This is a genomic window from Cupriavidus sp. CP313 (assembly GCF_054072015.1).
On record NZ_JBSVZB010000033.1, the window covers coordinates 45397 to 70367 of the forward strand.

General features: G+C 65.1%; 25 protein-coding genes and 1 pseudogene. 8 read left to right on the forward strand and 18 right to left on the reverse strand.

From position 1 onward, the window contains the following. Window positions 1–31: 31 nt before the first annotated feature. Window positions 32–835, reverse strand: a complete 804-nt coding sequence (locus ACW4E8_RS32670; RefSeq protein WP_456808293.1) for an anti-sigma factor family protein — start codon at window positions 833–835, stop codon at window positions 32–34. Then, complete coding sequence (locus tag ACW4E8_RS32675; RefSeq protein ID WP_456808294.1) at window positions 822–1454, reverse strand: RNA polymerase sigma factor; 633 nt, start codon at window positions 1452–1454, stop codon at window positions 822–824. Before ACW4E8_RS32675 ends, ACW4E8_RS32670 begins: the two co-directional genes overlap by 14 nt. 177 nt (window positions 1455–1631) lie before the next feature. Between ACW4E8_RS32675 and ACW4E8_RS32680 the strand changes: the two genes are divergently transcribed. From ACW4E8_RS32680 to ACW4E8_RS32690, 3 genes are all read left to right on the forward strand, one after another. Then, the gene (locus tag ACW4E8_RS32680; protein WP_456808295.1) at window positions 1632–2510 is read left to right on the forward strand and encodes a metallophosphoesterase family protein; all 879 of its coding nucleotides are present in this window, start codon (window positions 1632–1634) and stop codon (window positions 2508–2510) included. Window positions 2511–2522: 12 nt separating this feature from the next. Continuing rightward, window positions 2523–2897 (forward strand): cupredoxin domain-containing protein, encoded by a 375-nt coding sequence (locus ACW4E8_RS32685; RefSeq protein WP_456808296.1) that lies wholly within the window; start codon window positions 2523–2525, stop codon window positions 2895–2897. A gap of 189 nt (window positions 2898–3086) precedes the next feature. After that, window positions 3087–3374: an ArsR family transcriptional regulator gene (locus tag ACW4E8_RS32690; protein WP_456808297.1), complete on the forward strand. Its 288-nt coding sequence runs from the start codon at window positions 3087–3089 to the stop codon at window positions 3372–3374. A 78-nt stretch (window positions 3375–3452) separates the two neighbouring features. Here the strand turns inward: ACW4E8_RS32690 and ACW4E8_RS32695 are convergent, their stop codons facing one another. The 3 genes from ACW4E8_RS32695 to ACW4E8_RS32705 form a co-directional block, all read right to left on the reverse strand. Beyond that, window positions 3453–4994, reverse strand: a complete 1542-nt coding sequence (locus ACW4E8_RS32695; RefSeq protein WP_456808298.1) for a transglycosylase SLT domain-containing protein — start codon at window positions 4992–4994, stop codon at window positions 3453–3455. A 177-nt stretch (window positions 4995–5171) separates the two neighbouring features. Continuing rightward, window positions 5172–5600: a hypothetical protein gene (locus ACW4E8_RS32700; RefSeq protein WP_456808299.1), complete on the reverse strand. Its 429-nt coding sequence runs from the start codon at window positions 5598–5600 to the stop codon at window positions 5172–5174. 327 nt (window positions 5601–5927) lie between these two features. Continuing rightward, entirely contained in the window at window positions 5928–7679 is a 1752-nt protein-coding gene (locus ACW4E8_RS32705) for a SulP family inorganic anion transporter (RefSeq protein WP_456808300.1), read from the reverse strand. A 337-nt stretch (window positions 7680–8016) separates the two neighbouring features. Between ACW4E8_RS32705 and groES the strand changes: the two genes are divergently transcribed. Beyond that, the gene (gene groES, locus ACW4E8_RS32710; protein ID WP_010813047.1) at window positions 8017–8307 is read left to right on the forward strand and encodes a co-chaperone GroES; all 291 of its coding nucleotides are present in this window, start codon (window positions 8017–8019) and stop codon (window positions 8305–8307) included. Window positions 8308–8356: 49 nt separating this feature from the next. Then, the gene (groL, locus tag ACW4E8_RS32715; protein WP_340527539.1) at window positions 8357–10000 is read left to right on the forward strand and encodes a chaperonin GroEL; all 1644 of its coding nucleotides are present in this window, start codon (window positions 8357–8359) and stop codon (window positions 9998–10000) included. Window positions 10001–10116: 116 nt separating this feature from the next. Here groL and ACW4E8_RS32720 read toward each other — a convergent pair. Further along, window positions 10117–10269, reverse strand: a pseudogene (locus ACW4E8_RS32720) (metallophosphoesterase); the annotation flags it as partial. A 540-nt stretch (window positions 10270–10809) separates the two neighbouring features. Here ACW4E8_RS32720 and ACW4E8_RS32725 point away from each other — a divergent pair. Genes ACW4E8_RS32725 through ACW4E8_RS32735 form a run of 3 tightly spaced genes read left to right on the forward strand, consistent with a single transcriptional unit; the run spans window position 10810 to window position 12988 of the window. Next, window positions 10810–12048, forward strand: coding sequence for a pilus assembly protein TadG-related protein (locus ACW4E8_RS32725; protein WP_456808301.1), 1239 nt, complete (start codon window positions 10810–10812; stop codon window positions 12046–12048). A gap of 9 nt (window positions 12049–12057) precedes the next feature. Next, the gene (locus tag ACW4E8_RS32730; protein WP_456808302.1) at window positions 12058–12549 is read left to right on the forward strand and encodes a TadE/TadG family type IV pilus assembly protein; all 492 of its coding nucleotides are present in this window, start codon (window positions 12058–12060) and stop codon (window positions 12547–12549) included. Beyond that, entirely contained in the window at window positions 12542–12988 is a 447-nt protein-coding gene (locus ACW4E8_RS32735) for a TadE/TadG family type IV pilus assembly protein (protein ID WP_456808303.1), read from the forward strand. Before ACW4E8_RS32730 ends, ACW4E8_RS32735 begins: the two co-directional genes overlap by 8 nt. 133 nt (window positions 12989–13121) lie before the next feature. On the opposite strand, the gene ACW4E8_RS32740 is transcribed toward ACW4E8_RS32735, so the two are convergent. The 12 genes from ACW4E8_RS32740 to ACW4E8_RS32795 form a co-directional block, all read right to left on the reverse strand. Next, window positions 13122–13907 (reverse strand): metallophosphoesterase, encoded by a 786-nt coding sequence (locus ACW4E8_RS32740; RefSeq protein ID WP_456808304.1) that lies wholly within the window; start codon window positions 13905–13907, stop codon window positions 13122–13124. A 210-nt stretch (window positions 13908–14117) separates the two neighbouring features. After that, window positions 14118–15092, reverse strand: a complete 975-nt coding sequence (locus ACW4E8_RS32745; protein ID WP_456808305.1) for a type II secretion system F family protein — start codon at window positions 15090–15092, stop codon at window positions 14118–14120. A 77-nt stretch (window positions 15093–15169) separates the two neighbouring features. Further along, complete coding sequence (locus tag ACW4E8_RS32750) at window positions 15170–16147, reverse strand: type II secretion system F family protein (RefSeq protein ID WP_456808306.1); 978 nt, start codon at window positions 16145–16147, stop codon at window positions 15170–15172. Window positions 16148–16201: 54 nt separating this feature from the next. Continuing rightward, window positions 16202–17572, reverse strand: a complete 1371-nt coding sequence (locus ACW4E8_RS32755) for a CpaF family protein (protein ID WP_456808307.1) — start codon at window positions 17570–17572, stop codon at window positions 16202–16204. A gap of 50 nt (window positions 17573–17622) precedes the next feature. Then, complete coding sequence (locus tag ACW4E8_RS32760; protein WP_456808308.1) at window positions 17623–18816, reverse strand: AAA family ATPase; 1194 nt, start codon at window positions 18814–18816, stop codon at window positions 17623–17625. 54 nt (window positions 18817–18870) lie between these two features. Continuing rightward, window positions 18871–19209, reverse strand: a complete 339-nt coding sequence (locus tag ACW4E8_RS32765) for a hypothetical protein (protein WP_456808309.1) — start codon at window positions 19207–19209, stop codon at window positions 18871–18873. Between the two features lie 34 nt (window positions 19210–19243). Further along, window positions 19244–21103: a type II and III secretion system protein family protein gene (locus ACW4E8_RS32770; RefSeq protein WP_456808310.1), complete on the reverse strand. Its 1860-nt coding sequence runs from the start codon at window positions 21101–21103 to the stop codon at window positions 19244–19246. Window positions 21104–21169: 66 nt separating this feature from the next. Next, a complete protein-coding gene (gene cpaB, locus ACW4E8_RS32775; protein WP_456808311.1) occupies window positions 21170–22012 on the reverse strand; it encodes a Flp pilus assembly protein CpaB in 843 nt (280 codons plus the stop codon). 43 nt (window positions 22013–22055) lie between these two features. Further along, entirely contained in the window at window positions 22056–23474 is a 1419-nt protein-coding gene (locus tag ACW4E8_RS32780) for an ATP-binding protein (protein ID WP_456808312.1), read from the reverse strand. A 79-nt stretch (window positions 23475–23553) separates the two neighbouring features. After that, entirely contained in the window at window positions 23554–24087 is a 534-nt protein-coding gene (locus tag ACW4E8_RS32785; RefSeq protein WP_456808313.1) for an A24 family peptidase, read from the reverse strand. Between the two features lie 55 nt (window positions 24088–24142). Continuing rightward, window positions 24143–24316, reverse strand: a complete 174-nt coding sequence (locus ACW4E8_RS32790) for a Flp family type IVb pilin (protein ID WP_456808314.1) — start codon at window positions 24314–24316, stop codon at window positions 24143–24145. A gap of 93 nt (window positions 24317–24409) precedes the next feature. Beyond that, window positions 24410–24592, reverse strand: a complete 183-nt coding sequence (locus tag ACW4E8_RS32795) for a Flp family type IVb pilin (protein WP_456808315.1) — start codon at window positions 24590–24592, stop codon at window positions 24410–24412. Window positions 24593–24971: the final 379 nt, after the last annotated feature.

Consider the following 24971-nt stretch of genomic DNA (forward strand, 5'->3'; position numbering starts at 1 on the left):
CCTGGCAGGATGACCGGCGGCGGCGCGAGCGCTATGGCGTGCCGCCGCTGGCCATGCGCCATGCCTTGCTGAAGCGTTGCAGGTCGGCTGCCGAGGCATCGGTCACGGCCCAGTAGTCCATGCCGCCAGCCTGCCAGTGCGTGATCTGGTAGCCCTGCCGGGTCAGGGTGCTGCCGAAGTCCGGCGCCGCCTTGCGCGCGCCCGCGCCGTGCAGCACGAAGACATCGATCGGATGCTGGTTGCGTCGATAGACCAGCACCGCCACGCGTTGCCCGTGGAGGTAGTCGAGCCGTCCGCCAACGAGCGGAAAGCCCTCTGCCGCCATGTCATGGACCGGCGGCGCGAAATCCAGCCGCCCGTTGAACCACGGCTTGACCGTGTGGCGATCGGTGGATGCCACGTCGACGGCGTGGTCGGCGATCAGCGCGCGCACGTGGCCGCTGACAACTTCACGCGCCATGGCGTCTTGCGGGGAATCCCGCAGCAGGAACAATGTCAGCCCGAACGCCATCGAGGCGATGGTCAGAGCCGCCAGCCCGGCGTTGACGGCCGGGCGCCAGGCAAACCACTCGAGCCAGCGCGGGCGCGATGCCTCACCACCTGCCGGCACGCGGGCCGCGGGCAGCGCAGCAGCAATCCGGGCGCGCAGGGCGGGACCTGCGCGATGGTAAGTCGCGCCTTCCCGCACCGCCGTGCGCAGCGCGCGCAGGCGTCCCAGTTCGGCCGTGCACGCGGCACATTGTGCCAGGTGCTGCTCCAGGCGCTGGCTTTCCGCCGCGCCGAGCTCGTCGTCGGCGCAGGCGGGCAGCAGTTCGCAAACCTCATTGCAGTCCATGACCTGTCTCCCCGGCGGGGTGCGGTGCCGGCGCCAGCGCACCGGATGGCGGGCGAGCGTGTGCCGGCCCTTGAGCCGTGTCCTGCTGCTGCAGCGCCGTCACTGCCGCCGCCAGCATGCGCCGCCCGCGCGCCAGCCGCGACATGACCGTGCCGATGGCAATATCCGCGACGCGCGCAATGTCGCGGTAGGGCAGTTCCTCCAGTTCGCGCAGCACCAGCACTTCCCGATAGGCCACCGGCAGCTGCTCCAGCGCACGGTGCACCAGCCGCACATCTTCCTGCCGCAGCAGCCACTGTTCGGGGCTGTCCTGGCCATCATGCCAGGCCGGCAAGGGCTGGTTCTCGCGCAGGTCGTCATAGCCGCACACCTCGCCGGCCGATTTGCGCTTCTGGCAGGTGGTGAACCACGTATTGCGCACGATGGCGAGCAGCCACGGCCGCGGCTGCTCGCCGCGGAAACTGCCAAAGAGCCGGTAAGCGCGCAGGAAGGCTTCCTGGACCACGTCGTCGGCCTCGCTGGCGCTGCCCGACAACCAGCGCGCGAGGTTGTAGGCGGCATCCAGCTGCGGAAGCACCAGCTCATCGAAGCGGCGGCGTTCGTCGGATGCGTGATCCATGCGTGCCTTGGTCGGTTTGTGCGCCGGCGCCGGTGGCGCACGTCCTGTGTATACCGGCGTTCCACGCAGTTTATTCCCGCCGCGCCCGGATTTTTTTTGCTTCCGCATTGCCGGGAATAAATCTTCCCGCAAGCCGGTATGACAGGCACATCCCTGCAACCATGCGACGGAGGCACCATGAACACACTGAAGCGACGCGATTTCCTGAGGCTGGCAGGCACTGCCGGCGGCGCGGTGTTTGCGTCCGGGCTGCCGGGCTGGGCCTTCGGGCGCGATGAGGATTTCTATTTTGTGCAGCTGTCGGACGCACACTGGGGCTTCCAGGGACCGGCCAATCCGGATGCGCGCGGCACGCTGCCCAAGGCCGTCGCCGCCGTCAATGCGCTGCGGCAGCCGCCCGACTTCATCATGTTCACCGGCGATCTCACGCACACCACCGACGATCCGCAGGAGCGGCGGCGGCGCCTGCGCGAGTTCCAGTCCGTCATTGCCGGCCTGGGCGTCAGGACGATCCACCTGATGCCGGGCGAGCACGACGCCAGCCTCGATGCGGGCGCGGCTTACCAGGAGCTGTTCGGGCCGACGCACTACACCTTCGATCACAAGGGCGTGCATTTCATTGTGCTGGACAACGTTTCCGATCCGGCCGGACGGGTCGGGGATGCGCAGCGCGCATGGCTGGCCGCGGACCTGGCACGGCAACCGAAGGGGGCGCGCATCGTGGTGTTCACGCACCGCCCGCTGTTCGACCTGTATCCGCAATGGGACTGGGCCACGCGCGACGGCGGGCAGGTGATCGACACCCTGATGCCCTATCCGAACGTGACCGTGTTCTACGGCCATATCCATCAGGAACATCACCACATGACGGGCCACATTGCGCATCACGCCGCACGCTCGCTGATGTTCCCGCTGCCGCCGCCGGGCTCGCAGCCACAGCGCCTGCCGGTGCCGTGGGATGCCGCGCAGCCCTATCGCGGGCTGGGCTGGCGCGAGATCGAAGCGAAGGCGGCGCCCGGCTCGTTCGCGCTGGCCGAGCACCCGATCGCGACCTGACCGGAACCCGCCATGAGGATGTCATCGATGGTCGGGCGGCGCACGGTGCTGGCCTGGATGCTTGGCCTCGGGGCGGCCGTGCTGGCCGGCACCGGCCGGGGCGATGCGGCTGCGCCGCGCGTCATTCGCATCCATGCGCGCAAGTTCGTCTTTACCCCGAATCACATCCCGCTGCGTGCCGGCGAGGCGGTCGTATTCGAACTGACGGCACAGGACGTGATCATGGGCTTCAGCGTGCCGGAGTTCGGCGTGCGTGCCGACGTGCCGCCAGGCGCGACCGTGCGTTTGCCGGCAACGGCGCGCGGCAGCGGCAACTATGGCTTCCTGTGCGACATCTTCTGCGGATCGGGGCATGAGACCATGAACGGCGTGATCGAGGTCATGTAGGCGCCGCCCGCCGGATCCCTGGCGAGCCCGCGGGCGTGACGGCTGGTGTTGTAATCGCGCAGCCCGTGGGGGGCCCTATTGCCTTTGCCCTGCGAGCCGCGTAGAACGTTGGAAAACGGCGCCTGGAGAGGGCCGGCAGCCGCTCGTGGTGGGCGGCGGAGCACAACGCCAGAGGATCGAGGTGTGGCCATGGAGACCCAAGAGAGCGCGCTGACGCTTGCCCTGATGACCGAACCCGCGCGGGCCAGGATCTGCCGCGCGCTGCTGGAAGCCGGCGAGGACGGGCTGCCCGCCGCCGCACTGGCGCAACTGGCCGGGCTGAGCCTGCCGCGTGCCGCACACATGTTCCAGGAACTGATGCAGGCTGAAGTGGTGGCACTGTCCATCCGCGAGCGCCAGGTCTGCTATGTGCTCAAGGCCCGGCGCGCGGTGCGCGATGCGCTGGGCTATATCGACAGCAGCGGCCTGGCCGACTGATCCTTGCTGCGTGGCCGGGCGCAGGTTGGCGCGGCCCGGTTCCACCGCCGTCCCGCCAGCGCGGGCGCCAGCGGCAGGCTACTTCCGGACTTCCTTCAGTGCCCGCTCACGCGCGGCCTCCCTGTCCTGCGTGAGCCGGTAGGCCGCGTAGTATTTGAAGATATTGCGCACGTAGGTGGTGGTTTCGATGCCGATCTTCTCGGCCACCACGATCTCGACATTGTTGAACCACTTGTCGGGGTCCAGCCCGCGCGCCGCAGCCTCCTTGCGCATCTTCGCGATATTGCCGGGCCCGGCGTTGTAGCTGGCAAAGGCGAACAGCGGCCGGTTGGATTCCGAGAAATGCGCGTCGGGGAAATACTTCGTCATCAGCCGGTCCATGTACTTGGCGCCGGCGTGGATGTTGGATTCGATCATCTGGATATTGCCCACGTTCAGTTCCTTGCCGGTGGCGGGCATGATCTGCATGATGCCGACCGCGCCCACGCGGCTGCGCGCCTTCTGGTTGAGCTGCGACTCCTGGAAGCCCTGTGCCGCCAGCATCAGCGGGTCGAAGCCATAGTCCTTGCCGTACTTCTCGAAGAAGGCAACGGTCTGCTGGAAGCGCTTGTATTCGGCGTCCTCGGTGTTGTTCTTGATCTGCTTGATCCGGCGCATGGATTGCTTGAGCAGATATTCCGCCACGCCGTGCTTCTTGACGTGGTTGACATAGAAGTCGTCGATCACCTGCCGCAACTGCGGGCTGTCCTTGCGGAAGGCCCAGCCGACATAGCCGCCTTCGCGCACCGCCAGGTCCTGGCGCACCTTGATGTCAGGCAGGATCTGCACCCACATTGCCGCCTTCCAGTCGTCGACCACGACGATCTCGAGCAGGCCCGCATTCACCATCTCGAGCACGTCTTCGTCTTCAAGCGCATCGGGCAGCAGCACCAGTTGCATCGGCGCCTTGCCCGACTGGCGCAGGCGGTTGTTCAGCGCAGTCAGGCTCTCGTAGTAGCTGCTCGCGCGGCGCACGTGGACGGTCTTGCCCGCCAGGTCGTCCAGGCTCTTCAGCGCCGGCGACTTCGGGCCGGTCACGATCAGCTCGCGCACTGGCTTGCGGTCACGCGGCGCGGCAAAGTCGACCAGCTTCAGCCGTGCCTCGGTCTCGGTCAGGTTGCCGGCGGCGATATCGCCCAGGCCCGCCGCCAGGTCGGGCAGCAGGCGGTCGCGCGTGGTGGGGATGACGATGACGGTGAGCGGGCGCTTGCCCAGTCGATCGGCGTAGGTCTTGTTCAGGTAGCGCTCGAATTCCCGCACCAGTTCTGCGGTAATTCCGCGCTCGTGGCCCTTGTCGCTGAAGTAGAGGGTGCGGCTGTAAGGCACCAGCACGCGGATGATGCGACTGTTGACCATCACGTCGAAGTCGCCCGTGCGCGGCTTGTTGGCCAGGTTGAGGCCGCGCGGCTTGGCGGAATCTGCCTTGCCGGTTGCGGCTTTCGCCGCGGGGGCCGCAACGGGTGCGGACGCGGGCGCCGGCTTCTGCTGCGCTACGGCAAACGTGCTGCCCAGGTTGAATGCAGCCATCAGGCCTGACAGGAGCAGGCCTGTAAACCAGTGGTGCGGGCGGAGAGCGGGCATGGCGCAGATGGCAAGCCGGGCGAAAAAGCGCGCGACTCGCTCTTATCGAGTCTAGGCGCGATCCGGCTTGTTACAAGCCGCCAACCCCCGATGCTCCCGCGGGCAAAAGGAGGGAAGTGGACAGGCAAAAAAAAGTGGCCGGCTGCTCCCGGCCACCCCGTTCTGCGCCGGCTGGCGCTATTGCTTAGGCGCGGCCATTTGGTCCTTGGCCACTGCGTCCGCAGCCTTGTTCTCGACCTTGCGCTCCTGCTTGGCAGCGCCGACGTCCTGCTTGTACTCGCCCTTGGCCGCCTTCTTCTTGGCCTTGTACTCGGCCGAGGCCTTCTGGCGTGCCTCACGGCGCTCGACCAGTGGATCCTTGGGTGGTTGGACCTGGGTCATGCCGGGCGATGCGCTTTGGGAGCCTGCCGCGGCGGCAGGGGCGGCAGGGGCGGCAGGGGCGGCTGGGGTTGCCGGGGTGGCCGGCATGCCCTGGGCGGCCGGAGTTGCCGGCGTGGCCGGGCTTGCCGGCGTCTGGGCAATCGCCGTGGCGCAAGTGAGGCCTGCCAGTCCTGCGGCAATCGCGCCGACGATCTTGGGAAGGCGAGCGGGCTGTTTCAGATCCATGGAGAACCTCCGGAGTCGTTGTCCGAGGCGCCGGCGACGGATGCGCCGGCGCGGCGTAGGCCGCACATCCCTGCCGAAGCGGGAATGCAACGGTAGCCCTCAGTCTAGGCAGCGAGGCGGTGTTGCGCTGTCGGGCAAGCGCCGAAGCGGGGCCGGAATACTCCTACAAGCGCGCAGTGGCGAATATGTTGCGCGCTTGCGATAGCGGAGCCAACGCCGCACGCCATCCGTCGCCACGGTTCGCGCTCAGCGATGTCGCCTTGCGCCAGTACGATGGCTGGCCCAGGCGCCAGGCTCGCGGCGGTTGCTGCACCATGCATTCGCGCTTCAGGTGGGCGTAGCGGTCTTGTTTGCAAGGTAGTGGTCGACCGCAAGATCCATGCTTTGGAATAAGCGCTCGCGCCCGAGTGTGTCCCCAAGGGACGACCGCCGAACCATCTCCAGCACATTGGGATTCAGTTCCACCAGCCAGAGCATCACGCCGCCTTCGCGCATCTTCTTTTCGGCTTCCGTCAGCATCCGCAGCGCCGTGTACTCGAGGTCAAAGACGCCGGCAAGGTCGAGCACCACCACCCGGGGATTCGCTGCAGCAATGATGGGCCGCATCTTGTGCCCGATGTGTCTCGCATTGGCGAAGTAAACGCGGCCCTCCGGCCTCAGCATCACCATGCCGGGATAGGTCACGTCGGCGGGATGCTCGGCGGACTGCGGCCGGAATACATTGGTGCCGGGCTTGCGTGCCAGGACATAGACTGGCGGATCGGAAGTCTGGTAGGCCAGCGCCAGCAGCGAAACAATGATGGCGGCGGCAATGCCGTTCAACGTCCCTAGCAGCACGACGCCGGCAAAGGCTACCACTGCCCAGATGAACTCCGTGCGCCGGATGCCGAGGATGGCGCGAAACTCCGCCGGCTGGATCAGTCCCACCGAATAGGCGATGACCACTGCCGCTAGCGCGGCCTCCGGCATCAGGCCGATCAGCGGTGCCAGCACCAGCATCGCGCCCAGCGCGACGGCCGCAGTGATCAGTCCCGCCAGCTGCGATCTGGCGCCGCAGCGGCGGTTCACCGCGGTCTGCGTGGTCCCGCCGCCGGCAGCCATCGCGCCGAGGAATGCGCCACCCAGGCAGGCGAACCCCGTGGCCAGCAGCTCGCGGTTCGGGTCCGGCGCGGGTTCGCCGCTCTGCACGAAGGCGCGTCCGGCTGCGATGGTTTCCGTAAAGCTCATCAGGGCAATGCCCATGGCCGGCACCAGGAGCTGCGTGACCAGACCGGGATCCGGCAGCGTGAGCGGCGGCAGGCCAGTCGGGACATGGCCAACGGTTTCGACGCCATGAGACTGCAACCCGAGCAGGCTGACTGCCGCAATCCCGATCCCCACCGCGATCAGCGGTGCCGGCGCGCGCGGCACCAGGCGTTCCATGCCGATCAGCAGCGCCAGGACCGTGACCCCAACGGCCATGGTTGCCAGCGAAGCGTGGGGAACGCCCTGGACCATGGCTGCGAGGTTGTGGAAAAACGCGCCCTTCTGGAAATGGATGCCGAGCAGCTTCGGAAGCTGGTCCACCACGATCACCAGCCCGATCCCGGCCTTGAAGCCGACCAGGACGGGCTCGGAGATGAAATCGGCAACAAAGCCCAGGCGCAGCAAGCGCGCGGCGACCAGGATGATGCCCACCAGGCAGGTGAGCGTGGCCGAAGCCGTCAGCAAGCTCGCGGTACCGCCTGCCTTCATCGCATCGCTAAGCGCGGCTGCTGCCAGGATCGCCAGCGTGGTCGTGGTGCTGACGCTGAGCGGGCGCGAGGTTCCCAGCATGGCGTAGATCAGCATCGGCGCGAATACCGTATAGAGTCCGACCTCGACCGGCAGGCCCGCGATGGTGGCGTAGGCGAGGGCCTTCGGGATGACGACTGCCGCAACGGTCAGCCCGGCCATGACATCGGGCTTCAGCCAGTCGCGGTGGTAGTGACGCGGCCACTCGGGCCACGGCAATGCAAGCACGCCGGCCGAGTTGCGCAAGGTGCGGCGGGGATCGCGACCGGCGCGTTTGCGGCGACGGGAGTGGGATTCCGCGTTCATGGAGGGTGATCCGGGCGGCGGGCTTGATGTTGTCATTGTCGTGCGGCGATCCATGTACAGTTTGGTCGAAATTACACGGAGCGGCAAATGCACGATAAGTGACTAAAGCTCCTCTTTCAGTGGATCTCCACGGCCCATCGTCCACGAGAATCTCACGTCCAAGGGAAAACCCGTATCAAGTCCCTGTCTTGAAATGCCCCTACCCCGTCCCTATAATTAGCACTCGTCAGGGGTGAGTGCTAACAGCCTCCTGCGACACCTGAACATTTCTGACGGCCGTCGCCTCGGTAGCCGGCCGATTTGTGATTAAAAACTCACTTTGTATCTAGGAGTCCGTATGAATCTGCGTCCTTTGCACGACCGCGTGATCGTGAAGCGTCTGGACAACGAAACCAAGACCGCGTCCGGTATCGTGATTCCCGACAATGCCGCTGAAAAGCCTGATCAAGGCGAAGTGCTCGCCATCGGCCCCGGCAAGAAGGATGACAAGGGCAACAATATCGCCCTCGACGTCAAGGTGGGTGACCGTGTGCTGTTCGGAAAGTACGCCGGCCAGGCCGTGAAGGTGGAAGGCCAGGAACTGCTGGTCATGCGCGAAGAAGACATCATGGCCGTGGTGAACAAGTAATCCGTTACTTGCAGAATCCCACCCGTACAGAATTCAGGAGAATCAGAACATGGCAGCAAAAGACGTAGTGTTTGGCGACGCCGCCCGTGCCAAGATGGTCGAAGGCGTGAACATCCTCGCCAACGCAGTGAAGGTGACCCTGGGCCCGAAGGGCCGCAATGTGGTGCTGGAGCGCAGCTTCGGCGGCCCGACCGTGACCAAGGACGGCGTGTCCGTGGCCAAGGAAATCGAGCTGAAGGACAAGCTGCAGAACATGGGCGCCCAGATGGTCAAGGAAGTGGCTTCCAAGACCAGCGACAACGCCGGTGACGGTACCACCACGGCTACCGTGCTGGCCCAGTCGATCGTGCGCGAAGGCATGAAGTACGTTGCCGCCGGCATGAACCCGATGGACCTGAAGCGCGGCATCGACAAGGCTGTTACCGCTGCCGTGGAAGAGCTGAAGAAGGTCAGCAAGCCCACCACCACCAGCAAGGAAATCGCCCAGGTTGGCGCGATTTCGGCCAATAGCGACACCTCGATCGGTGAGCGCATCGCCGAAGCCATGGACAAGGTCGGCAAGGAAGGCGTGATCACGGTTGAAGACGGCAAGTCGCTGGCCGACGAGCTGGAAGTCGTGGAAGGCATGCAGTTCGACCGTGGCTACCTGTCGCCGTACTTCATCAACAACCCGGAAAAGCAGGTGGTCCAGCTGGACAGCCCGTTCGTGCTGCTGTTCGACAAGAAGGTTTCGAACATCCGCGACCTGCTGCCGGTGCTGGAGCAAGTGGCCAAGGCTGGCCGCCCGCTGCTGATCATCGCTGAAGACGTCGAGGGTGAAGCCCTGGCGACCCTGGTGGTCAACAACATCCGTGGCATCCTGAAGACCGCCGCCGTCAAGGCCCCGGGCTTCGGCGACCGCCGCAAGGCCATGCTGGAAGACATCGCCATCCTGACCGGCGGCACCGTCATCGCTGAAGAAATCGGCCTGACGCTGGAAAAGGCTGGCCTGAACGACCTGGGCCAGGCCAAGCGCATCGAGATCGGCAAGGAAAACACCATCATCATCGACGGCGCCGGCGATGGAGCTGCGATCGAAGGCCGCGTGAAGCAAATCCGCGCCCAGATCGAAGAAGCGACCTCGGACTACGACCGTGAGAAGCTGCAAGAGCGCGTGGCCAAGCTGGCCGGCGGTGTTGCCGTGATCAAGGTTGGCGCTGCCACCGAAGTCGAAATGAAGGAAAAGAAGGCCCGCGTCGAAGACGCCCTGCACGCCACCCGCGCTGCGGTGGAAGAAGGCATCGTCCCCGGCGGTGGTGTGGCCCTGCTGCGCGCCCGCGCTGCGATCTCGGCACTGACCGGCGAAAACGCCGACCAGAACGCCGGTATCAAGATCGTGCTGCGCGCCATGGAAGAGCCGCTGCGCCAGATCGTGCTGAACGCCGGTGAAGAAGCTTCGGTGGTCGTTGCCAAGGTGATCGAAGGCAAGGGCAACTACGGCTACAACGCGGCTTCGGGCGAGTACGGCGACCTGGTGGAAATGGGCGTGCTGGACCCGACCAAGGTCACCCGCACCGCACTGCAGAACGCCGCTTCGGTGGCTTCGCTGATGCTGACCACGGACTGCGCAGTTGCCGAATCGCCGAAGGATGAGTCGGCTCCGGCAATGCCGGGTGGCATGGGCGGCATGGGCGGCATGGAAGGCATGATGTAATTCATTGCCAACCGACTGCCTTTACGGGCAGGCTGTCTTGAAAAACCCCCGCGGGCGCGAGCCCGCGGGGGTTTTTCTTTGGGGCGCCGCGGCAGTCTCCCGCTGGAGCCGCCAGGTCAGACCTCGACCACGCAGCACCAGTCGAAGCGCTTGTTTTCCAGCTCGCCGGTGCGGCGGCTGACGTAGCCGCGGGGGTTGCAGACCACGCGCGAATCGTCGATGCAGTAGTCGAAGCTGGTGTGGGTATGGGCGTGGATCGACAAGTCCACAATCAGCAAGGAAACCGCTCGCGAGAGCCCTTGCTTTGGTGCCGGACTCACGGAGAGCGCCGTGCGCCTGTCGCTCAATTCATGGCCGAGGTATGAGTCAAATCTGAAACACACGTCTGTGCAGCAGGCAGGGCTTTCCACGTGCTTGCAGAACCGAGCAGCCACGGTAAGCGGGTCTCTGAGCCCGGTAAGTGATCTTGATCGCACCATTGAGGCGAAGTATGTCGATTTGCGTCGGCAGCGAGCCGGAAGCGGGACTCGCTGGTCGCGGCTGAAATATCCCGGCGCGCTGTCCAGCGTGCCCTCTCCAGGCTGTGCCCCTACCTACTGATTCCGCCATTGGGCCGATACCAATTGCCGTTGGCATGACCAAGAATGCTTGTACGAAGCTAGGTATCGGGATGTCCCTGGCGTAGTCAGCCGGACGCCTATGTGTGTCGCTGGCAGCCGTGGACCTCGGCGATGACAGCGGGCCTGTGAGGCTATTCCCGCTATCCGTCCACGCTTGGTGCTCATGTCTCTTATCCAAGGGCGATGCATATGTCCACGTATAGCAAAAAGAAGGCAAAAGGGGTCATTCTTCCGATTGTGGGCCTGACCCTGGCCGTGTTGCTAGGCATGGCCGGTCTGGTCATCGACCTGGGGGGCATGTTTGTCGCGAAGACCGAGCTACAGTCGGCCGTCGATAGCTGCGCGCTGGCCGCGACGCAGGAACTCGATGGCGCTGCGGACGCCCTGACACGGGCTACGAGCGCTGGGCTGACAGCTGGGAACGCCAACAAAGTCAGGTACCAGAAGGGCTCGGCGGCCCTCGTCGACACTGACGTCACCTTCAGCGATACGCTCAACGGATCCTACAGCTCGACCTTCACGCCTGTTGCCAACGCGCGCTACGTGAAATGCGCTCATCTTACGAGCGGGATTTCGGCCTACCTGATCCAGATGGTCGGGGGCCCCTCCAGCAATGCTGTTGCTGCCGTCGGTGTTGCCACCCGCACTCATGCCCAGAGCACCTGTCCCATCCCTGTTGGCTTGCTTCCCAAAGCGGGGGCTATCGCCCCTGACTATGGATTTGCGATTGGTGAATGGGTAACTGTGCTTTACGACGGCACCAAGACGGCCGCTCCCGGGGAAATGGGCTGGTACAACCTCGATGGATCCACTAACGCCAACGAGACCAAACAGGAAATGGCCGTCGGGTACTGCAACTCCAAGGTCAACGATACGCTCCGGACCCCTGGGGCGAAGGTCGCCGTGGATGACCAGTGGAACAGCCGCTTTGGCATCTACAAGAACAACGGCGACATGTCGCTCATGCGGCCGGACTTTACCGGTTACGCCTACACCAGCAAGAACTGGCCGAATGGAAAGCAGGCATATACCGGGTCATCAGGTGGTACTGACCCGACTGCGACCAATTTCAAGAACAAGCGGCTGACGTTCGCAAGCTACGCGGATACGGGCACAGATGTCCAGGCCGGCGACACGATCACCAACCTGAACATGAAAGGCGGCTACAAGAATCTGGCTGTGCCAGGCGGCAATGGCGATCATGCAAAGCTTGGGATGAGTCGCCGCCTTGTGATCGTGCCAGTGGTGTCGACCGCTTCGAAAGTCGTGGATTTCGCCTGCATGCTCATGCTGCAGCCGATCAGCGGACCTACTGAATCGGTTCAGTTCGAATACCTGGGTAATGCGGCTAAGATCAGTAGCCCGTGCACGACCAACGGCCTGGCCGGCGGCAATTTCGGCCCCATGATCCCGGCGCTTGTCCAGTAGGGGAAACCGATGAAAAGGCGACAAAAAGGTGTGGCGCTCGTCGAGCTTGGCATCACGATTTCCTTACTGCTGGCGATCTGCTTCGCCGTCACTGAGTTCGGCCGGGCAATCTACACGTACAACACATTGGCCAAATCAGTCCGTGATGCGGCCCGCTACCTGAGTACGCAGGCGGCGGGCAACGCGGCTGCGCACGCTATGGCGAAGCAACTGGTCGTGTACGGTACGCCGGTGGCTACCGACGGTCAGTCGACCCTGGCGCCTGGCCTGAAAACCAGCATGGTAAGCGTCTGCGACGCCGCGGATCCGGCATGCACTTCCAATATGGGCCAGGGCGCCAGTCCTGCAATCAATACGGTGACGGTCCGGATTTCCGGCTATACGTTCACGCCTATCCTGGACCTGCTCGGATTTACGCGGTTTTATACCGGCGGCAGCGCTTCACTTACGTCGATTCCCTTCAGCGATATCTCAGCTACGATGAGGCAGGCTTATGAATAGGCGTCAGCGAGGTGCGACAGCGGTGGAATTCGCCATTGCGGCAGTGCTCTTCTTTGGGCTACTGCTTGGCATATTGGAGTTCGGACGGGTGCTGTTTACGTGGAATGCCGTCGCAGAAGCCACCCGGTGGGGAGCGAGGCAAGCGGTAGTCTGTGGCAGAGGATCGCCATCAGTGCTCAACCGAATGCAGGAAATTCTGCCAAGTCTCAAATCTGCCAATGTCTCTGTCAACTGGTACGACGCAAACGGACTGAGCGCCAGTTGCGACAGCGCATCCTGCACGGGAGTCGCTGTCAGCGTGACGGGATTGGCCGTTTCCCCGGTCTCTCCGGCGGCCTGGGTCGGATTCTCCAGCCTGGCTGTACCCGGATTCCTGACTTACCTTCCCAGGGAAATCATGGGACAGGACGCGGGTAGTAGCGCTGTCTGCGACAGCTGAAAATCCTGGTCCAGAAAGCCCCCGCCGGTGCGAGTCCGCGGGGGTTTTTCTTTTGTGGCCCCGGCGGCTGGTCAGCCTACAGCAGCACCTGCGCTGCGGTTCCTGCTGCGAGCGATAAGTTGATAGTACCGCTTCAGACCTCAACCATGCAGCACCAGTCGAAACGCTTGTTTTCCAGCTCGCCGGTGCGGCGGCTGACGTAGCCGCGCGGGTTGCAGATCACGCGCGATTCGTCGATGCAGTAGTCGAAGCTGGTGTGGGTATGGCCGTGGATCCACAGGTCCGCCTGCGCCACCAGGTCGGGCCGGCGCGACAGGAACCCGCCCGAGACCAGGTCGTGCGAGTAGCGTGGGTCCAGGCTGCCCAGGTCAGGACCGTGGTGCGTGACCACCACGGTCTTGCCATCGTAGGGTTGTGCCAGTTGTGCCGCCAGCCAATCCGATGCAGCCTGGTGGCGTGCCAGTGCGTCCTGTGGCATGAAATGGCGCGGACGGCCGTCGTCGCCGTGGAGTTCGATCAGCCGGTGGTCCAGCATCACCGCCGCGCAAGCCTGCATCGCGTCTTCGCGCCGGTCGGTGCCGAACAGCGTGTAATCCGTCCACCAGGTGGTGCCCATGATGCGTACGCGTCCATGGGCGCCGTTGAATTCGGCCACGGCGCCATTGAGCACCTGTATGCTTGGGTGCTCCTCGGTGGCTTCGGCCATCAGGCGATCCACGGTCTCGAAGTTGCTTTCGTAGTATTCGTGGTTTCCCGGTACGTAGACCACCGGCTGGCTGAAGGTGCGCGCAGCCCAGTCGATGCCGTCGCGTCCGTTGGCAATGTCGCCGGCCAGCACCACGATGTCCGCGTCGCAGGCGGGCACGGACTGCGGCATGTTGTGCTCGATGTGGAGGTCGCTCAGGATGCGTAGCTTCATGGGGACTCCGGAGGCGCATGGGGCTCGCTGCATGGGCCGCTACGGCGGCAGGCGGTTGCCTGCATTCTTAATAAGCCAGCCCGTCTGGTCAAGTCCCGCGGATCCCACCGAAAAGCAAAAAAGCCCGGAACCAGGTCCGGGCAAGTGACTGTCTAGCCGGCATTGCACCGGGAGACAGCCGGGGGAAACGATCGCGGTTTCCCGGAAGTATTACCCTCCCTGTCCGGCCATGGTCGGCAAGAGAACGCGATAGATCTGGATAAAGGCTGGCCCGAGCAGCACCAGCAACAGCGACGGGAAGATGGTGAAGATCAGCGGGAACAACAGCTTGAGCGCGATCTTGGCGGCTTGCTCTTCGGCCCGCATGCGGCGTTTGGTGCGCAGCATGTCGGACAGCACGCGCAAGGACTCGCCCAGGCTGGTGCCGAACCGGTCGGCCTGGATCAGCATGGACGCGAACTTGTCCACATCTTCCACGCCGGTGCGCAGCGACAGGTTAGACAGTGCCTTTTCCTTGGAGAAACCTGAGCGCAACTCCAGCAGCATCAGCTGGAGCTCATCGGCCAGCACCGGGCAGCGCAGCGCCAGCTCGTCGGCCACGCGCATCAGCGCGGCATCAAGCCCGAGGCCGGCTTCCACGCAGACTGTCAGCAGGTCGATCACGTCAGGGAACTCTTCGAACACCGTGCGCTGTCGCTGCGCCACCTTGCGCGCCAGCACGGCGTTGGGCAGGTAGTAGCCGATGGCGCCCAGCACCGCGAGCAGAGAGAACATCATGTGCTGGTTCTGAAACCTTGGATGCCCGCTGACCGCCATCAGCCCGATCATCGGCAGCGTGATGACCAGCACCGTCTTGGCCGCAAAATACAGCGGCGCGGCGCTGGCGTTGCGCCAGCCGGCATTCATGAAGCGCACGCGCAGCTGCGAGTGCTCCCAGTCTTCCTTGGGCAGCGACAGCCGCGATATGGGCTGCGCCCATTGCACGAGCTTCTCGATCATGGCCTGCTGCCTGCCCGGGTCCGCGCCGGGTTGCCCCGCCTGGCCTGCGAGCTGCTCCGCCCGGCCGCGCATGCGGTTCGGCGAGAACACATAGAGCACGCCGAACACCGTGCCGAACGCCGCCACGAAAATCAGCGCCAGCACGACAAACTGGTCTGCCTGAAACCCCTGGATAATGCCTTGCATGATGGACTCCCGTCAGGATGGCTGTCCAAGCCCTGCGTGTTGAGACCCTGCGTTTCTTCTGTCCCGGCTTTGGGGCCTCATACGTGGATGCGGATGATCTTGCGCATCCACAGCACGCCAAAGACCATCGACACCAGCGCGCCGCCGACCATCTTCAAGCCAATCGGGTCTTTCCACAGCACCTCCATGAAGCCCGGATTGACCACCATGACCATCCCCGCGGTGCAGAAAGGCAGCAGGCCCAGCACCCACGCGGACATCTTGCCTTCCGCCGACAGCACGCGGATCTTGTCGTACAGCTTCAGGCGCTCGCGTACCATGGTGCCGATGGTGTCGAGGATCTCCGCCAGGTTGCCGCCGCTTTCGCGCTGGATCAGTACCGCGATCACGAAGTAGCGCAGGTCGCCCACCGGCACGCGGATGGCGAGGTTGGTCATGGCCTCGTCCAGCGCCACGCCGTAGTTGATCTCCTCGAAGGTGGTGCGGAACTCCGGCCCGATCGGCGCCTTCATCTCCTGCCCGACCATGCCGAGCGCGCCGCTGAACGAGTGGCCGGCGCGCAGCGCGCGGCTGATCATGTCGACCGCGTCCGGCAGCTGCGCTTCCATCTGCTTGAGCCGCTTCGCGCGCAAACGCATCACATGCAGCACCGGCAGGAGCCCGGCCACCGCGGCGCCGGCCAGTATCAGCGGCACCGGCACTGGCACCAGCGGGATCAGCGCCACCGCGCATAGCACCACCAGCGCGCAATAGCCCAGCAGCTGCGCCACTGACCAGTTGCTGCCGGATTGCTCCAGCCAGCGGTCGAGCATGCCGATGCGGGGCAGGCTCATCAGCCACTTTTGCACGCGCGGCGAATCGCTGAGCATGCGCTTCTTCAGGATCGACAGATGCTCGGCGCTGACGTGCCCGCCCGCGGACAGCGTCCGCAGCCGTGCCTCGATGCGCTTGGCGGCAGGGCCGTGGTAGTTATTCCACCACAGGTAGATGCCCTCGACACAGAGCACCACGGCCGCGAACAGCAGGATGCCGAAGGCATAGAAGATCATGCTCATGTGCGTCTCCCCGGGGGTGTCTGTCGTGTTGGTCTTGTTGGTCCGGTGCCGGAATCAGACTTCGTAGCGCTTCGCCGGGTCATAAGTCTCGTCCGGCAGCCCCACCCCGAACACGCGCAGCCGCTCCGCAAACTTGGGATACACGCCGGTGGCGCGGAAGTGCCCGCGCACCGTGCCGTCCTTGTCCACGCCGGTGCGCTGGAACGTGAAGATCTCCTGCATGTTGATGATGTCGCCCTCCATGCCGGTGATCTCCTGGATGCTGATGATCTTGCGCCGACCGTCGGTCATGCGCGCTGCCTGCACGATCACCGTGATGGCCGAGGCGATCTGCTGGCGCATCGCCTTGGCGGGCATGGTCAGGCCGGCCATGCTGACCATGTTCTCCAGGCGCGTCAGCGCATCGCGCGGCGTGTTGGCGTGGATGGTGGTGAGCGAGCCCTCGTGGCCGGTGTTCATCGCGTTGAGCATGTCCAGCGCCTCGCCGCCGCGCACTTCGCCCAGGATGATGCGGTCCGGGCGCATCCGCAGGGCATTGCGCACCAGCGCGCGCTGCGTGATCTCGCCCTTACCTTCGATATTGGGCGGGCGCGTTTCCAGCCGCAGTACATGAGGCTGGCGCAGCTGCAGTTCGGCCGCGTCCTCGATGGTGACCACGCGTTCGTCCTCGGGGATAAAGCCCGACAGGATGTTCAGCAGCGTGGTCTTGCCGCTGCCGGTGCCGCCTGACACCAGCACGTTGACTTTGGCCTGCGACAGAGCCTGCAGCATCTGCGCCATCGGCGGCGTCAGGCTGCGCAGGTCGACCAGGTCGGATACCTGCAGCGGATTCACGGAGAAGCGCCGGATCGACAGCAGCGGCCCGTCGATGGCCGACGGTGGGATGATCGCATTGACGCGCGAGCCGTCCGGCAGGCGCGCGTCCACCATCGGGCTGGTCTCGTCGATGCGGCGGCCCACGCGCGACACGATCTTCTCGATCACCTTCATCAGGTGCGCGTCGTCGTAGAACAGCACGTCGGTCAGTTCCAGCTTGCCGCGTCGTTCCACATAAGTCTGGCGCGCGGTGTTGACCAGGATGTCCGACACCGTGGGATCCTTCAGCAGCGGCTCCAGAGGGCCGAAGCCAAACATCTCGTCATAGATCTCCACCGTCAGCTGGCGGCGCTCGCTGTCGTTGAGCAGCACCTTCTGCTCGTCGATGATCAGGTTGACCAGCGTGGCGATCTCCTGCCTTACCTGCTCCTGCGGATAGCGCGCCAGCCGCTCAAGCTCTACCCGGTCCAGCACGGTTTCATGCACATCGCGCTTGAGGGTGTGATAGCCCGATGACGTCGGCCCCGCGGATGCTGAAAACTGGATCGCGGCGTGGCCGTTGGCGATGAGTGCGGGGCCGGCACTAGCCAGCTGTTCTCGGATTGACATGTTGGGCTCCTTCAAGTCGGAATCTGTTGACCGGACCAGGCCGGTTGCAATCAGGTACTCTTCGCGCGCAGCATCAGCCGGCGCAGCGGGGATACGGGTTCAGGCTGGCTACGGCGCTCGGGTTCCGGCGTGGCCAACAGCTGCGTGGACAGGGACTGCAGCGCGCGTGCAATGGCGCTACGCCGGCTCAGCTTGGCAACAGGCTCGCCATGGCTCACGGCTTCTTCTACTGCCGAGGGGTCGTCGGGCAGGGAAATCGCCGCCTTAATGCCGAAGATTTCCTCCATCGTCGCGCGCGGTACTTCGTTCTTGCGGCCGGTGCGGTTCAGCACCAGCTGAATCTTGTCCGCCGGGTAGTGCAGCGCGCGCAAGATGTCGACCAGGCGGCGGCCGGGACGCCCAAAGGCGACCGTGGGCTCGGCCACCACGCAGATGCGGTCGCTTTGGTCCAGCACGCTGATCGACAAGGGGTCGATGCTCTGGCCGACGTCGAAGACGACGAAGTCGTAGTTGGGCTGCATCACGGAGAGGATCCACTCCAGCTTGTCTTTCTGGATCTGCGTGGCCTTGACGGGATCCGTGGCCCCGGCGAGCAGGTCGAAGCCTTTGTCCACGTGGACCAGGCAGGCATCGAGGTAGGAGGCGTCCATGCGGTCGATTTGGCCGCAGATGTCGGGCAGCGTAGAGGGCGGGGTCTTGTCGCTGACGATATGGGTGAGGTCGCCGAAGTGCCGGTTCAGATCCACCACGAGCACTCGCTTACCCTGGTGCCTGGCCAGCGCGTCAGCAAGGTTGGCGGCCACGAAGCTGGTGCCTGCGCCACCCTTGCAGGAGATCACAGAAATCACCTGCGCGGTCTCGCGCACGCGCGGCACGTGGGTCGCTTCCACGCGCTTGAGCGCCTCAGCCAGCTGGCCCTTGTCCAGCGGCCACGACAGCACGTCGCGGATGCCGGCACGCATGGCCTTGATCAGCACGTCGGAGCCCGGCGCCTGCGTGATCAGGATGCAGGGCAGATCGGGATGCTGCTGGCGCAGGGTTTCGATGGCCTGCATCTGGGCAGGTCCGACGGCGGGCAGCTCCAGGATCAGTAGATCGGCCATGCGCAGACGGTTGGCATGGAACGGGAAGCGAGCCAGGCCCTCCTGCAGCGACATGGCCTGGAAGTTCCCGACCACGACGCTGAGCCGGTTGATCTCTGCCAGGCGGTCGGCGTCTTCGGATGCGATCAGGATCTTCAGCATGGTGTCATCTCCAGTTTTCAGTCATCTCCGAACCTCACTCCATGAGCACTGAGCTCAGCGCGAGCCGCCGCCGCCCATGCCCACGCCGCCATAGCCGCCGGCGCCGAAGTCGATAGTCATGGCGGGCGTACCGCCTTGCTGGCCCTTTGACAGCGAACGGTCGAAGTTCTTCATCGCCGCCACGGCCGTCTTGCCGTCTGTTCCGGTGACGGTGGGCAGCCCGGCGGGCGCGTCAGGATTGATGATCTGCATCTGCGTGACGGTGGCCAGCGCCACGCCGCGCTGGCCGTCCCACACGGGCGTCGAGGTCATGCAGGCCGACAGCCCCAGGCAGGCCAGGCTGCCGAGCACCAGGGCGGCAGCGCCGCGCGAAAGCTTCAGTGTCTTGTTCATGGTCGTTCTCCGATTCTGCTGGTGGCGCGGCGGATCAGTTGCCGCCCGATGCGGTGCGGCCGGCCGTAGCCGCGGCCCTTGCCTGGGCCAGGCGGGCGGCGGTGGCTTCGATGCGGGCGATGCGCTCGGTGGTGTCCTCGGCCGGCGGCGCGGCCGCCGGGGCTGGCAGGGCAGGGCGCGTGCTGGCGGCGACGACTGGTTCCCGCGTAGCCGGCGCAGGCTCATCCAGCGGCTTGCCATTCGGCACGGCCGAGACCGAGGTGCCGGGCGTGCCTTCGCTGCGCGGTGCCGTGGGCGGCGTGGCGGGCGCGGCGGCCGGTGCCGCGGGCTGCGACGGTGCCGGCGCGGGTTGCGGAGGACGCTTGCCGCTGCCTTCCATATTGCCCATGAAGTACAGCGACAGCGGGTTCGGCGTGGAGAAGCTGTCGGTCGGCAGCGGGTAGTTGTTGGTCTGCATCGGCTTGACCAGGCGCGGCGTGATGATGAACACCAGTTCGGTCAGGTCCTGCTGGTACTGCGTGCTGCGGAACAACGTGCCCAGCACAGGCACTTCGCCGGCACCCGGCAGCGCCTTGAGCGAGCCGCGCGCGCTGTCCTGCAGCAGGCCGCCGATGGCGAAGCTCTCGCCGTCGCGCATCTGCACGGTGGTGGAGGCGCGGCGGGTGGTAATGAGGGGCAGTATCGTCTGGCCGTTCAGGCTGCTGCCGCGTACGGTCGCGCCAGTGGGCGACAGCTCGGACACCTCCGGCGACACCTTAAGGTGGATGCGGCCGTTTGCTAGCACCGTGGGTGTAAATTTCAGTCCGACGCCAAATTCCTCTTCCTGCAGCGTAATGGTCCCGTTGCCGCCCAGCGTATTGGTTTGCGCCACTGGGATGTAGATCTTGCCACCGGCGAGGAAGCTGGCTTCCTGGCCGCTGATGGTGACCAGGTTCGGTTCGGCCAGGATCTTGACCAGGGTGTCGTTTTTCTGCGCGTCGAGGGCGATGTCGAACGGCCGGTTGTTGGCCTTGCTGGCGAAGATCGCGGTCGAGGCGCCGGTCAGCAACGAAGTCACCAGCCCGCCGCTCCAGGAACCGAAGCCGCCCTGCAGGTTCACCGTCGAGCCGAGCTGGTTCAGCAGCGTCTTGGAAACCTCGGCCACCTTGACTTCCAGCATTACTTGCTGCGGGCTGTCGACCGACAGCATATTGAGCACGCCGCCTTTTTTGTTGCCGTTGCCGTTCCCATTCTTGCTGCCGTCGGCCTGCGCAGCGTTGGCATACGCCTGGGCGATGTCCATGGCCTGCTGCGCGGACTGCGCGTTGGTGACGCTGCCGGTCAGCACCAGGTTGTCGGCGGCCGTCATCACGCGGATGCCGGGTTCGCCCGGTAGCAGTTGCCCGAGCGAAGTCTGCAGCCCGCCGGCATCGGCATTGACCACCACGTTGATGATGCTGCAGCTGCCGCTGCGGCCTTGGACGATCATGTTGGTGGTGCCCACGCTGCGGCCCAGCACATAGAGGGTCTGCGGCGACACCATCGTGGCCTGGACCACGTTGGGGTTCCCCAGGGTGCGGTTGCGCACCGGCTCCTGCAGCGTGATCAGCTGCGACTTGCCGACCGGCACCATCACGCTGGACTCGCTGCGGATCGCACCGGTGCAATTGGGGCCGCGCGCCTCCGCGGACGGCGCGGGCGGGGCCGAGGTGGCCGCAACGGCCCCGCCGGGCGTCATGCTGATGGTCATCTGCATCGGACCCTGGGGTGCCTTGGCGGCGGCGGGCGCGGTCGCCTTGGTCAGGTTGCCGGCCTCGATGGCGGCCTGTGCCGCGGCGGCCAGCGGGGTGCAGAGGATGGCGGCCAGCACCAGGATGCGGGTGCCGCCTGCAGCTTCGGATCGTTTCTGGTTCATTTTGAATCTCCCCCCGGAGAGGCTGTGTTGCAGCTCAGAATTCGTTGGATGCCTTGTGGAACGTGGTCAGAAGCACTCGATGCCGCCCTGCATGCCTGCCAGCACGCCAATGCAATTGCCGGAGCGGGCTGGCGCGGCAACCGTGCGGGTCTTCACCACGGTGCGCGTCGCCGTCTGGGTGACAACCTTGACGGGGGCTTCCGGCGCTTTGCCGAGCAGCGTGCCCTTGGTGGCGCCGCCAGTGTTGATGTCGGCCACGTCCATCTGGTTGCGCAGCACCAGCGACAGCGTGCCGACGCTGCGGGCCACGTCCAGCTTCTCGGCCTGCTCGGGCGTGACTTCCAGCGTCACCGCATTGACCACCTTGGGCTGGGTGTCGTCGCGGCTGACCTGCTGCGCTACCGCCAGCACCAGGATCTTCTCGAGCACGATCTTCGAGATGCTGCTGCTGTTCTGCGTGGTCTTCGCTTCTTCGTTGGTATTGACGATCACGTCGACGTGGTTGCCCGGCAGCGCAAAGCCGGCCACGCCCACCACATCGTTGACGCGGACGGTGATGGCGCGCTTGCCGTCATTGATCACCGCCGAGAGGCCACCCTTGGTGCCGACCGGTGCCAGCTTGGCATCCAGGACGGGCTCGCCACGCTGCAGGCTGGTGCGCACCACGCGGCCCTCCAGCACCTTGAGGTCTTCGAACGCACCCGGCGGCACGCTGCCCGCCGGCCAGCTGACCAGCCGCAACTGGCTGCCGTTGAGCGGCTGCCCGAGATTGAGGTCGTTGGCGGCAACCACCACCTGCCTGACCGAACTGGATGACTGCTGGACCAGCCATCGCGACGCCGACACCACCGCCGCCACGCCGGCGACGAGGGCAATCAGCAGCATCAGGATTGCACGTGTGTTCTTCATGATGACTCTCCCCTACAGTTGTCCGAGTATTCGGTGGTGCAGTTCAGCTTGCGGCGCGGTGATCGTCCGACCATCGATGGGCGGCGCCAGGTGGCGGCATGGCGTCGGCCGAGGTACGCAGTCCGTAGTAGCTCTGCCAGGCAGCCACCAGGCCGGCCTCTGTGACCTGCGCGGCTTGCCCGTGGTAGCGCACGCCAGAATCCACCAGGCGCAGCAGGTCGCGCGGAATGCAGGCCAGCAGCGGCGTATCGCTGGCGTAGTGCAGGCTGTCCACCAGGAAGTCGAACATCGCATCCGTGCTGGCCAGCCCGAAGTTGGCGGCGGTGCGCTGGTAGACCTCGCGGTAGTCGTCCACGGACAGGGGGCCCACATAGAGCTTGCTGCCAAGCCGGCGCAGGAAGGCGTCGTCCTCGAGCGCTGACGGTTCGAGGTTGGTTGAGAACACCGGCCAGACATCGAACGGCACCGAGAAACGCACCCCGGTCTGCAGCGTGAACATGTCGATGCCGCGGTCCAGCGGCACGATCCAGCGGTTCAGCAGGTCGGTGACGCCGACCATCTGCCGGCCCAGGTCATCGACGATGTAGATGCCATTGTTGGCCTTCATGTGCGGGGGCGCCTGGTAGAAGCCGGACGTGCGGTCATAGCGCAGGTCCAGCATGGACAGCGTCAGCTCGCCGCCCGACAGCACCACCGGGCGATGGCACAGGACCCAGCGGCGGTCCAGCGAGCGGCGCGCCAGCGACGCTTCGCTGTCGTCGAACGGCACGTGGACCAGCGGATCGAACACCTGGATGATCTCGCCGGCCACGGTGATCGCGTGCGGCACCGGTACTGCGCCGGGCAGCAGCGTGCCAAGTCGTTGTGCCAGGTAGGTCTTGCCGCTGCCGGCCGGGCCGTAGATCATCAGCGCGCGGCAGGTGTTCAGCGCCATGCCGATCGCGTCGAGCAGGTGGACCGGGATCACCAGGTCATGGAAGGCTGCGGTGACGTCCGCCTTGGTCACCGAAGCATGATTGACCGAGTGGCGCTTGATGGCATCGAGGTACGCATCCAGCGTGACCGGCGCCGTACCGACATAGCTGCAGCGCGCCGATGCTTCCGCCGCGCGGGTATAGCCGGCATCAGTGAGCCGGAAGCGCACATCCAGGTCGCTGGCGCCGCGGTGCGCGATTTCAAGCAGGCGCTCGCGCACGGCCACGGCGGCAATTTCATTGACCACCAGGGCCGGCAGCTTGAGCGTGTCGGTCAGTACCGCCAGCGTGACGGTGCGGTGCTGGTAGGCGGCCTTCATCAGCAAGCCAAGCAATTGCGCGATATCCAGGCCGGTGTCGGCGATGGTGCGCGGCAGGACATGCCAGGGCGGCAGCGGCAGCGTGCCATGTTCGGCATGGGCATTCCTGCCGGTCGCGACGGGCTCAAGGAGCCGTGGTGCGTGACCTGTGTCGTGATGCTCGTTCATTGCCGTCCCCTGTTCGCTGGTCAGTGTGTTCTCGTTCTTGAAGGCGCCTGCGACTGGCCGGCGCGTTGTGTCGTCGGTGTCATGTGCCGGCAAAGAGCATGGTCAGCGTCCCGGCGGCAATCGCTACGCCGTAGGGTATGGAGCCGGCGGAAGCCCCGGCTTGAGGTTGCACCGGCCGGGCACCGGGCACCAGGGTGGCGATCAGCATGTGGCCCACGCGGGTGAGCGTCGCGCGTCCCTGTCCTGTGGTGAGCAGCAGTACCAGTGCCCAGACCCCACCAATCATGCAGGTTGCCAACGCGATTTTCAGCACCATGCTTACGCCAAGCCAGGCGCCCACGGCTGCCATCAACTTGACGTCGCCGGCAGCCATGCCGCGCATTAGGTAGAAGGGCAGAAACAGCACCAGGCCCACCGTCCAGCCATAGAGCCACACTAGCGAGCCGGCGGCGAGGCCATGAATTGCTGCCATCACGGGCAGCGCAGCGATCCAGCCGCCGAAGGTGAGCCAGTTGGGAATGCGGCGCCGGTCCATGTCGATGGCCGCGGCTGTCAGCACGATGCCGATCGTGATGGGGCCGACGAGGGGGGCGAGGGCAGTGGCGGCTTGCATGGCGATATGGGCTGGTAGCTCGGGTGGTGTTCAGGGAGTTCGTTGGTCGCATGCGTCAAGGCATCCTGGCGGCGATCAACTGGTACGTCGATTTCAAGGTATCGCTGAGCGTGACGACGGAGCCGATGATGGCCATCGCAATCAAAATGCCGAGCAATGCGTATTCGATGGAGGAGACGCCCTTGTCCTCGTGCAACAGGTCCCTAAGGCGGGTGAGGAACTTCTGCATTTGGCGTCTCCGGTGATACATCGTGCTGTGTTGGGCGCAATGCCGACTGCATGGCGGGCCCGGCAGAGGCCCGCCATGCGCGTGCACCCGCTACTAGTTGGCGGCTGTCAGAGCCGTGCCAATCGCGGTAAACGTAGCGTCCAATTGCGTGCCGACGATTTGGACCGACCCGATGATGACAACTGCAATGAGCGCAGCGATCAGGCCATATTCAATGGCCGTCACACCGTCCTCATCACGGATGAATTGCTTGAACATAGTGGTCAGGGTTTGCATGACTAACTCCTTTGGTTGGGAACAAGCACTGCAGGACTACGGAACTACGGATCAGGCAACACCGGCACCGGATATCAATGCCGGGAAACGCGGCAGCAGGGCGGTGCGCAGATCGCGCATGCGTGGAACGGCCAGCGGCCGGGTCCGCCGCGCACGCCCTGTGGGCTGCGCGCCTGCAACCGGCGTTCCGCAGAGGCGTGTATGCATCGCGCCGCATGTTGTGCATGCCCCATGCGGGCCATGCGGCGAAACGGTGCGCTGGGGCCAATGCGGGCAGTGCCGGCGTGGCAAGCGTTCCGGTGCGGCAGCGCGGGTTGGCGGACGGCAGGCATGGTGAAATTCCCCGTATCGTTCTTAGTGCCGGCCAGTTGCTCCGGCA

What these genes read in the sequence shown, in the direction of transcription:
- ACW4E8_RS32750 (WP_456808306.1), bottom strand. Translation starts at nt 16,147, where the DNA reads ATGAGCATGATCTTCTATGCCTTCGGCATCCTGCTGTTCGCGGCCGTG.
- ACW4E8_RS32670 (WP_456808293.1), bottom strand. Translation starts at nt 835, where the DNA reads ATGGACTGCAATGAGGTTTGCGAACTGCTGCCCGCCTGCGCCGACGAC.
- ACW4E8_RS32700 (WP_456808299.1), bottom strand. Translation starts at nt 5,600, where the DNA reads ATGGATCTGAAACAGCCCGCTCGCCTTCCCAAGATCGTCGGCGCGATT.
- ACW4E8_RS32795 (WP_456808315.1), bottom strand. Translation starts at nt 24,592, where the DNA reads ATGCAAACCCTGACCACTATGTTCAAGCAATTCATCCGTGATGAGGAC.
- ACW4E8_RS32760 (WP_456808308.1), bottom strand. Translation starts at nt 18,816, where the DNA reads ATGCTGAAGATCCTGATCGCATCCGAAGACGCCGACCGCCTGGCAGAG.
- ACW4E8_RS32770 (WP_456808310.1), bottom strand. Translation starts at nt 21,103, where the DNA reads ATGAACCAGAAACGATCCGAAGCTGCAGGCGGCACCCGCATCCTGGTG.
- ACW4E8_RS32675 (WP_456808294.1), bottom strand. Translation starts at nt 1,454, where the DNA reads ATGGATCACGCATCCGACGAACGCCGCCGCTTCGATGAGCTGGTGCTT.
- ACW4E8_RS32765 (WP_456808309.1), bottom strand. Translation starts at nt 19,209, where the DNA reads ATGAACAAGACACTGAAGCTTTCGCGCGGCGCTGCCGCCCTGGTGCTC.
- ACW4E8_RS32730 (WP_456808302.1), top strand. Translation starts at nt 12,058, where the DNA reads ATGAAAAGGCGACAAAAAGGTGTGGCGCTCGTCGAGCTTGGCATCACG.
- ACW4E8_RS32690 (WP_456808297.1), top strand. Translation starts at nt 3,087, where the DNA reads ATGGAGACCCAAGAGAGCGCGCTGACGCTTGCCCTGATGACCGAACCC.
- ACW4E8_RS32680 (WP_456808295.1), top strand. Translation starts at nt 1,632, where the DNA reads ATGAACACACTGAAGCGACGCGATTTCCTGAGGCTGGCAGGCACTGCC.
- ACW4E8_RS32755 (WP_456808307.1), bottom strand. Translation starts at nt 17,572, where the DNA reads ATGTCAATCCGAGAACAGCTGGCTAGTGCCGGCCCCGCACTCATCGCC.
- groES (WP_010813047.1), top strand. Translation starts at nt 8,017, where the DNA reads ATGAATCTGCGTCCTTTGCACGACCGCGTGATCGTGAAGCGTCTGGAC.
- ACW4E8_RS32695 (WP_456808298.1), bottom strand. Translation starts at nt 4,994, where the DNA reads ATGCCCGCTCTCCGCCCGCACCACTGGTTTACAGGCCTGCTCCTGTCA.
- cpaB (WP_456808311.1), bottom strand. Translation starts at nt 22,012, where the DNA reads ATGAAGAACACACGTGCAATCCTGATGCTGCTGATTGCCCTCGTCGCC.
- groL (WP_340527539.1), top strand. Translation starts at nt 8,357, where the DNA reads ATGGCAGCAAAAGACGTAGTGTTTGGCGACGCCGCCCGTGCCAAGATG.
- ACW4E8_RS32725 (WP_456808301.1), top strand. Translation starts at nt 10,810, where the DNA reads ATGTCCACGTATAGCAAAAAGAAGGCAAAAGGGGTCATTCTTCCGATT.
- ACW4E8_RS32790 (WP_456808314.1), bottom strand. Translation starts at nt 24,316, where the DNA reads ATGCAGAAGTTCCTCACCCGCCTTAGGGACCTGTTGCACGAGGACAAG.
- ACW4E8_RS32745 (WP_456808305.1), bottom strand. Translation starts at nt 15,092, where the DNA reads ATGCAAGGCATTATCCAGGGGTTTCAGGCAGACCAGTTTGTCGTGCTG.
- ACW4E8_RS32740 (WP_456808304.1), bottom strand. Translation starts at nt 13,907, where the DNA reads ATGAAGCTACGCATCCTGAGCGACCTCCACATCGAGCACAACATGCCG.
- ACW4E8_RS32785 (WP_456808313.1), bottom strand. Translation starts at nt 24,087, where the DNA reads ATGCAAGCCGCCACTGCCCTCGCCCCCCTCGTCGGCCCCATCACGATC.
- ACW4E8_RS32685 (WP_456808296.1), top strand. Translation starts at nt 2,523, where the DNA reads ATGAGGATGTCATCGATGGTCGGGCGGCGCACGGTGCTGGCCTGGATG.
- ACW4E8_RS32705 (WP_456808300.1), bottom strand. Translation starts at nt 7,679, where the DNA reads ATGAACGCGGAATCCCACTCCCGTCGCCGCAAACGCGCCGGTCGCGAT.
- ACW4E8_RS32780 (WP_456808312.1), bottom strand. Translation starts at nt 23,474, where the DNA reads ATGAACGAGCATCACGACACAGGTCACGCACCACGGCTCCTTGAGCCC.
- ACW4E8_RS32735 (WP_456808303.1), top strand. Translation starts at nt 12,542, where the DNA reads ATGAATAGGCGTCAGCGAGGTGCGACAGCGGTGGAATTCGCCATTGCG.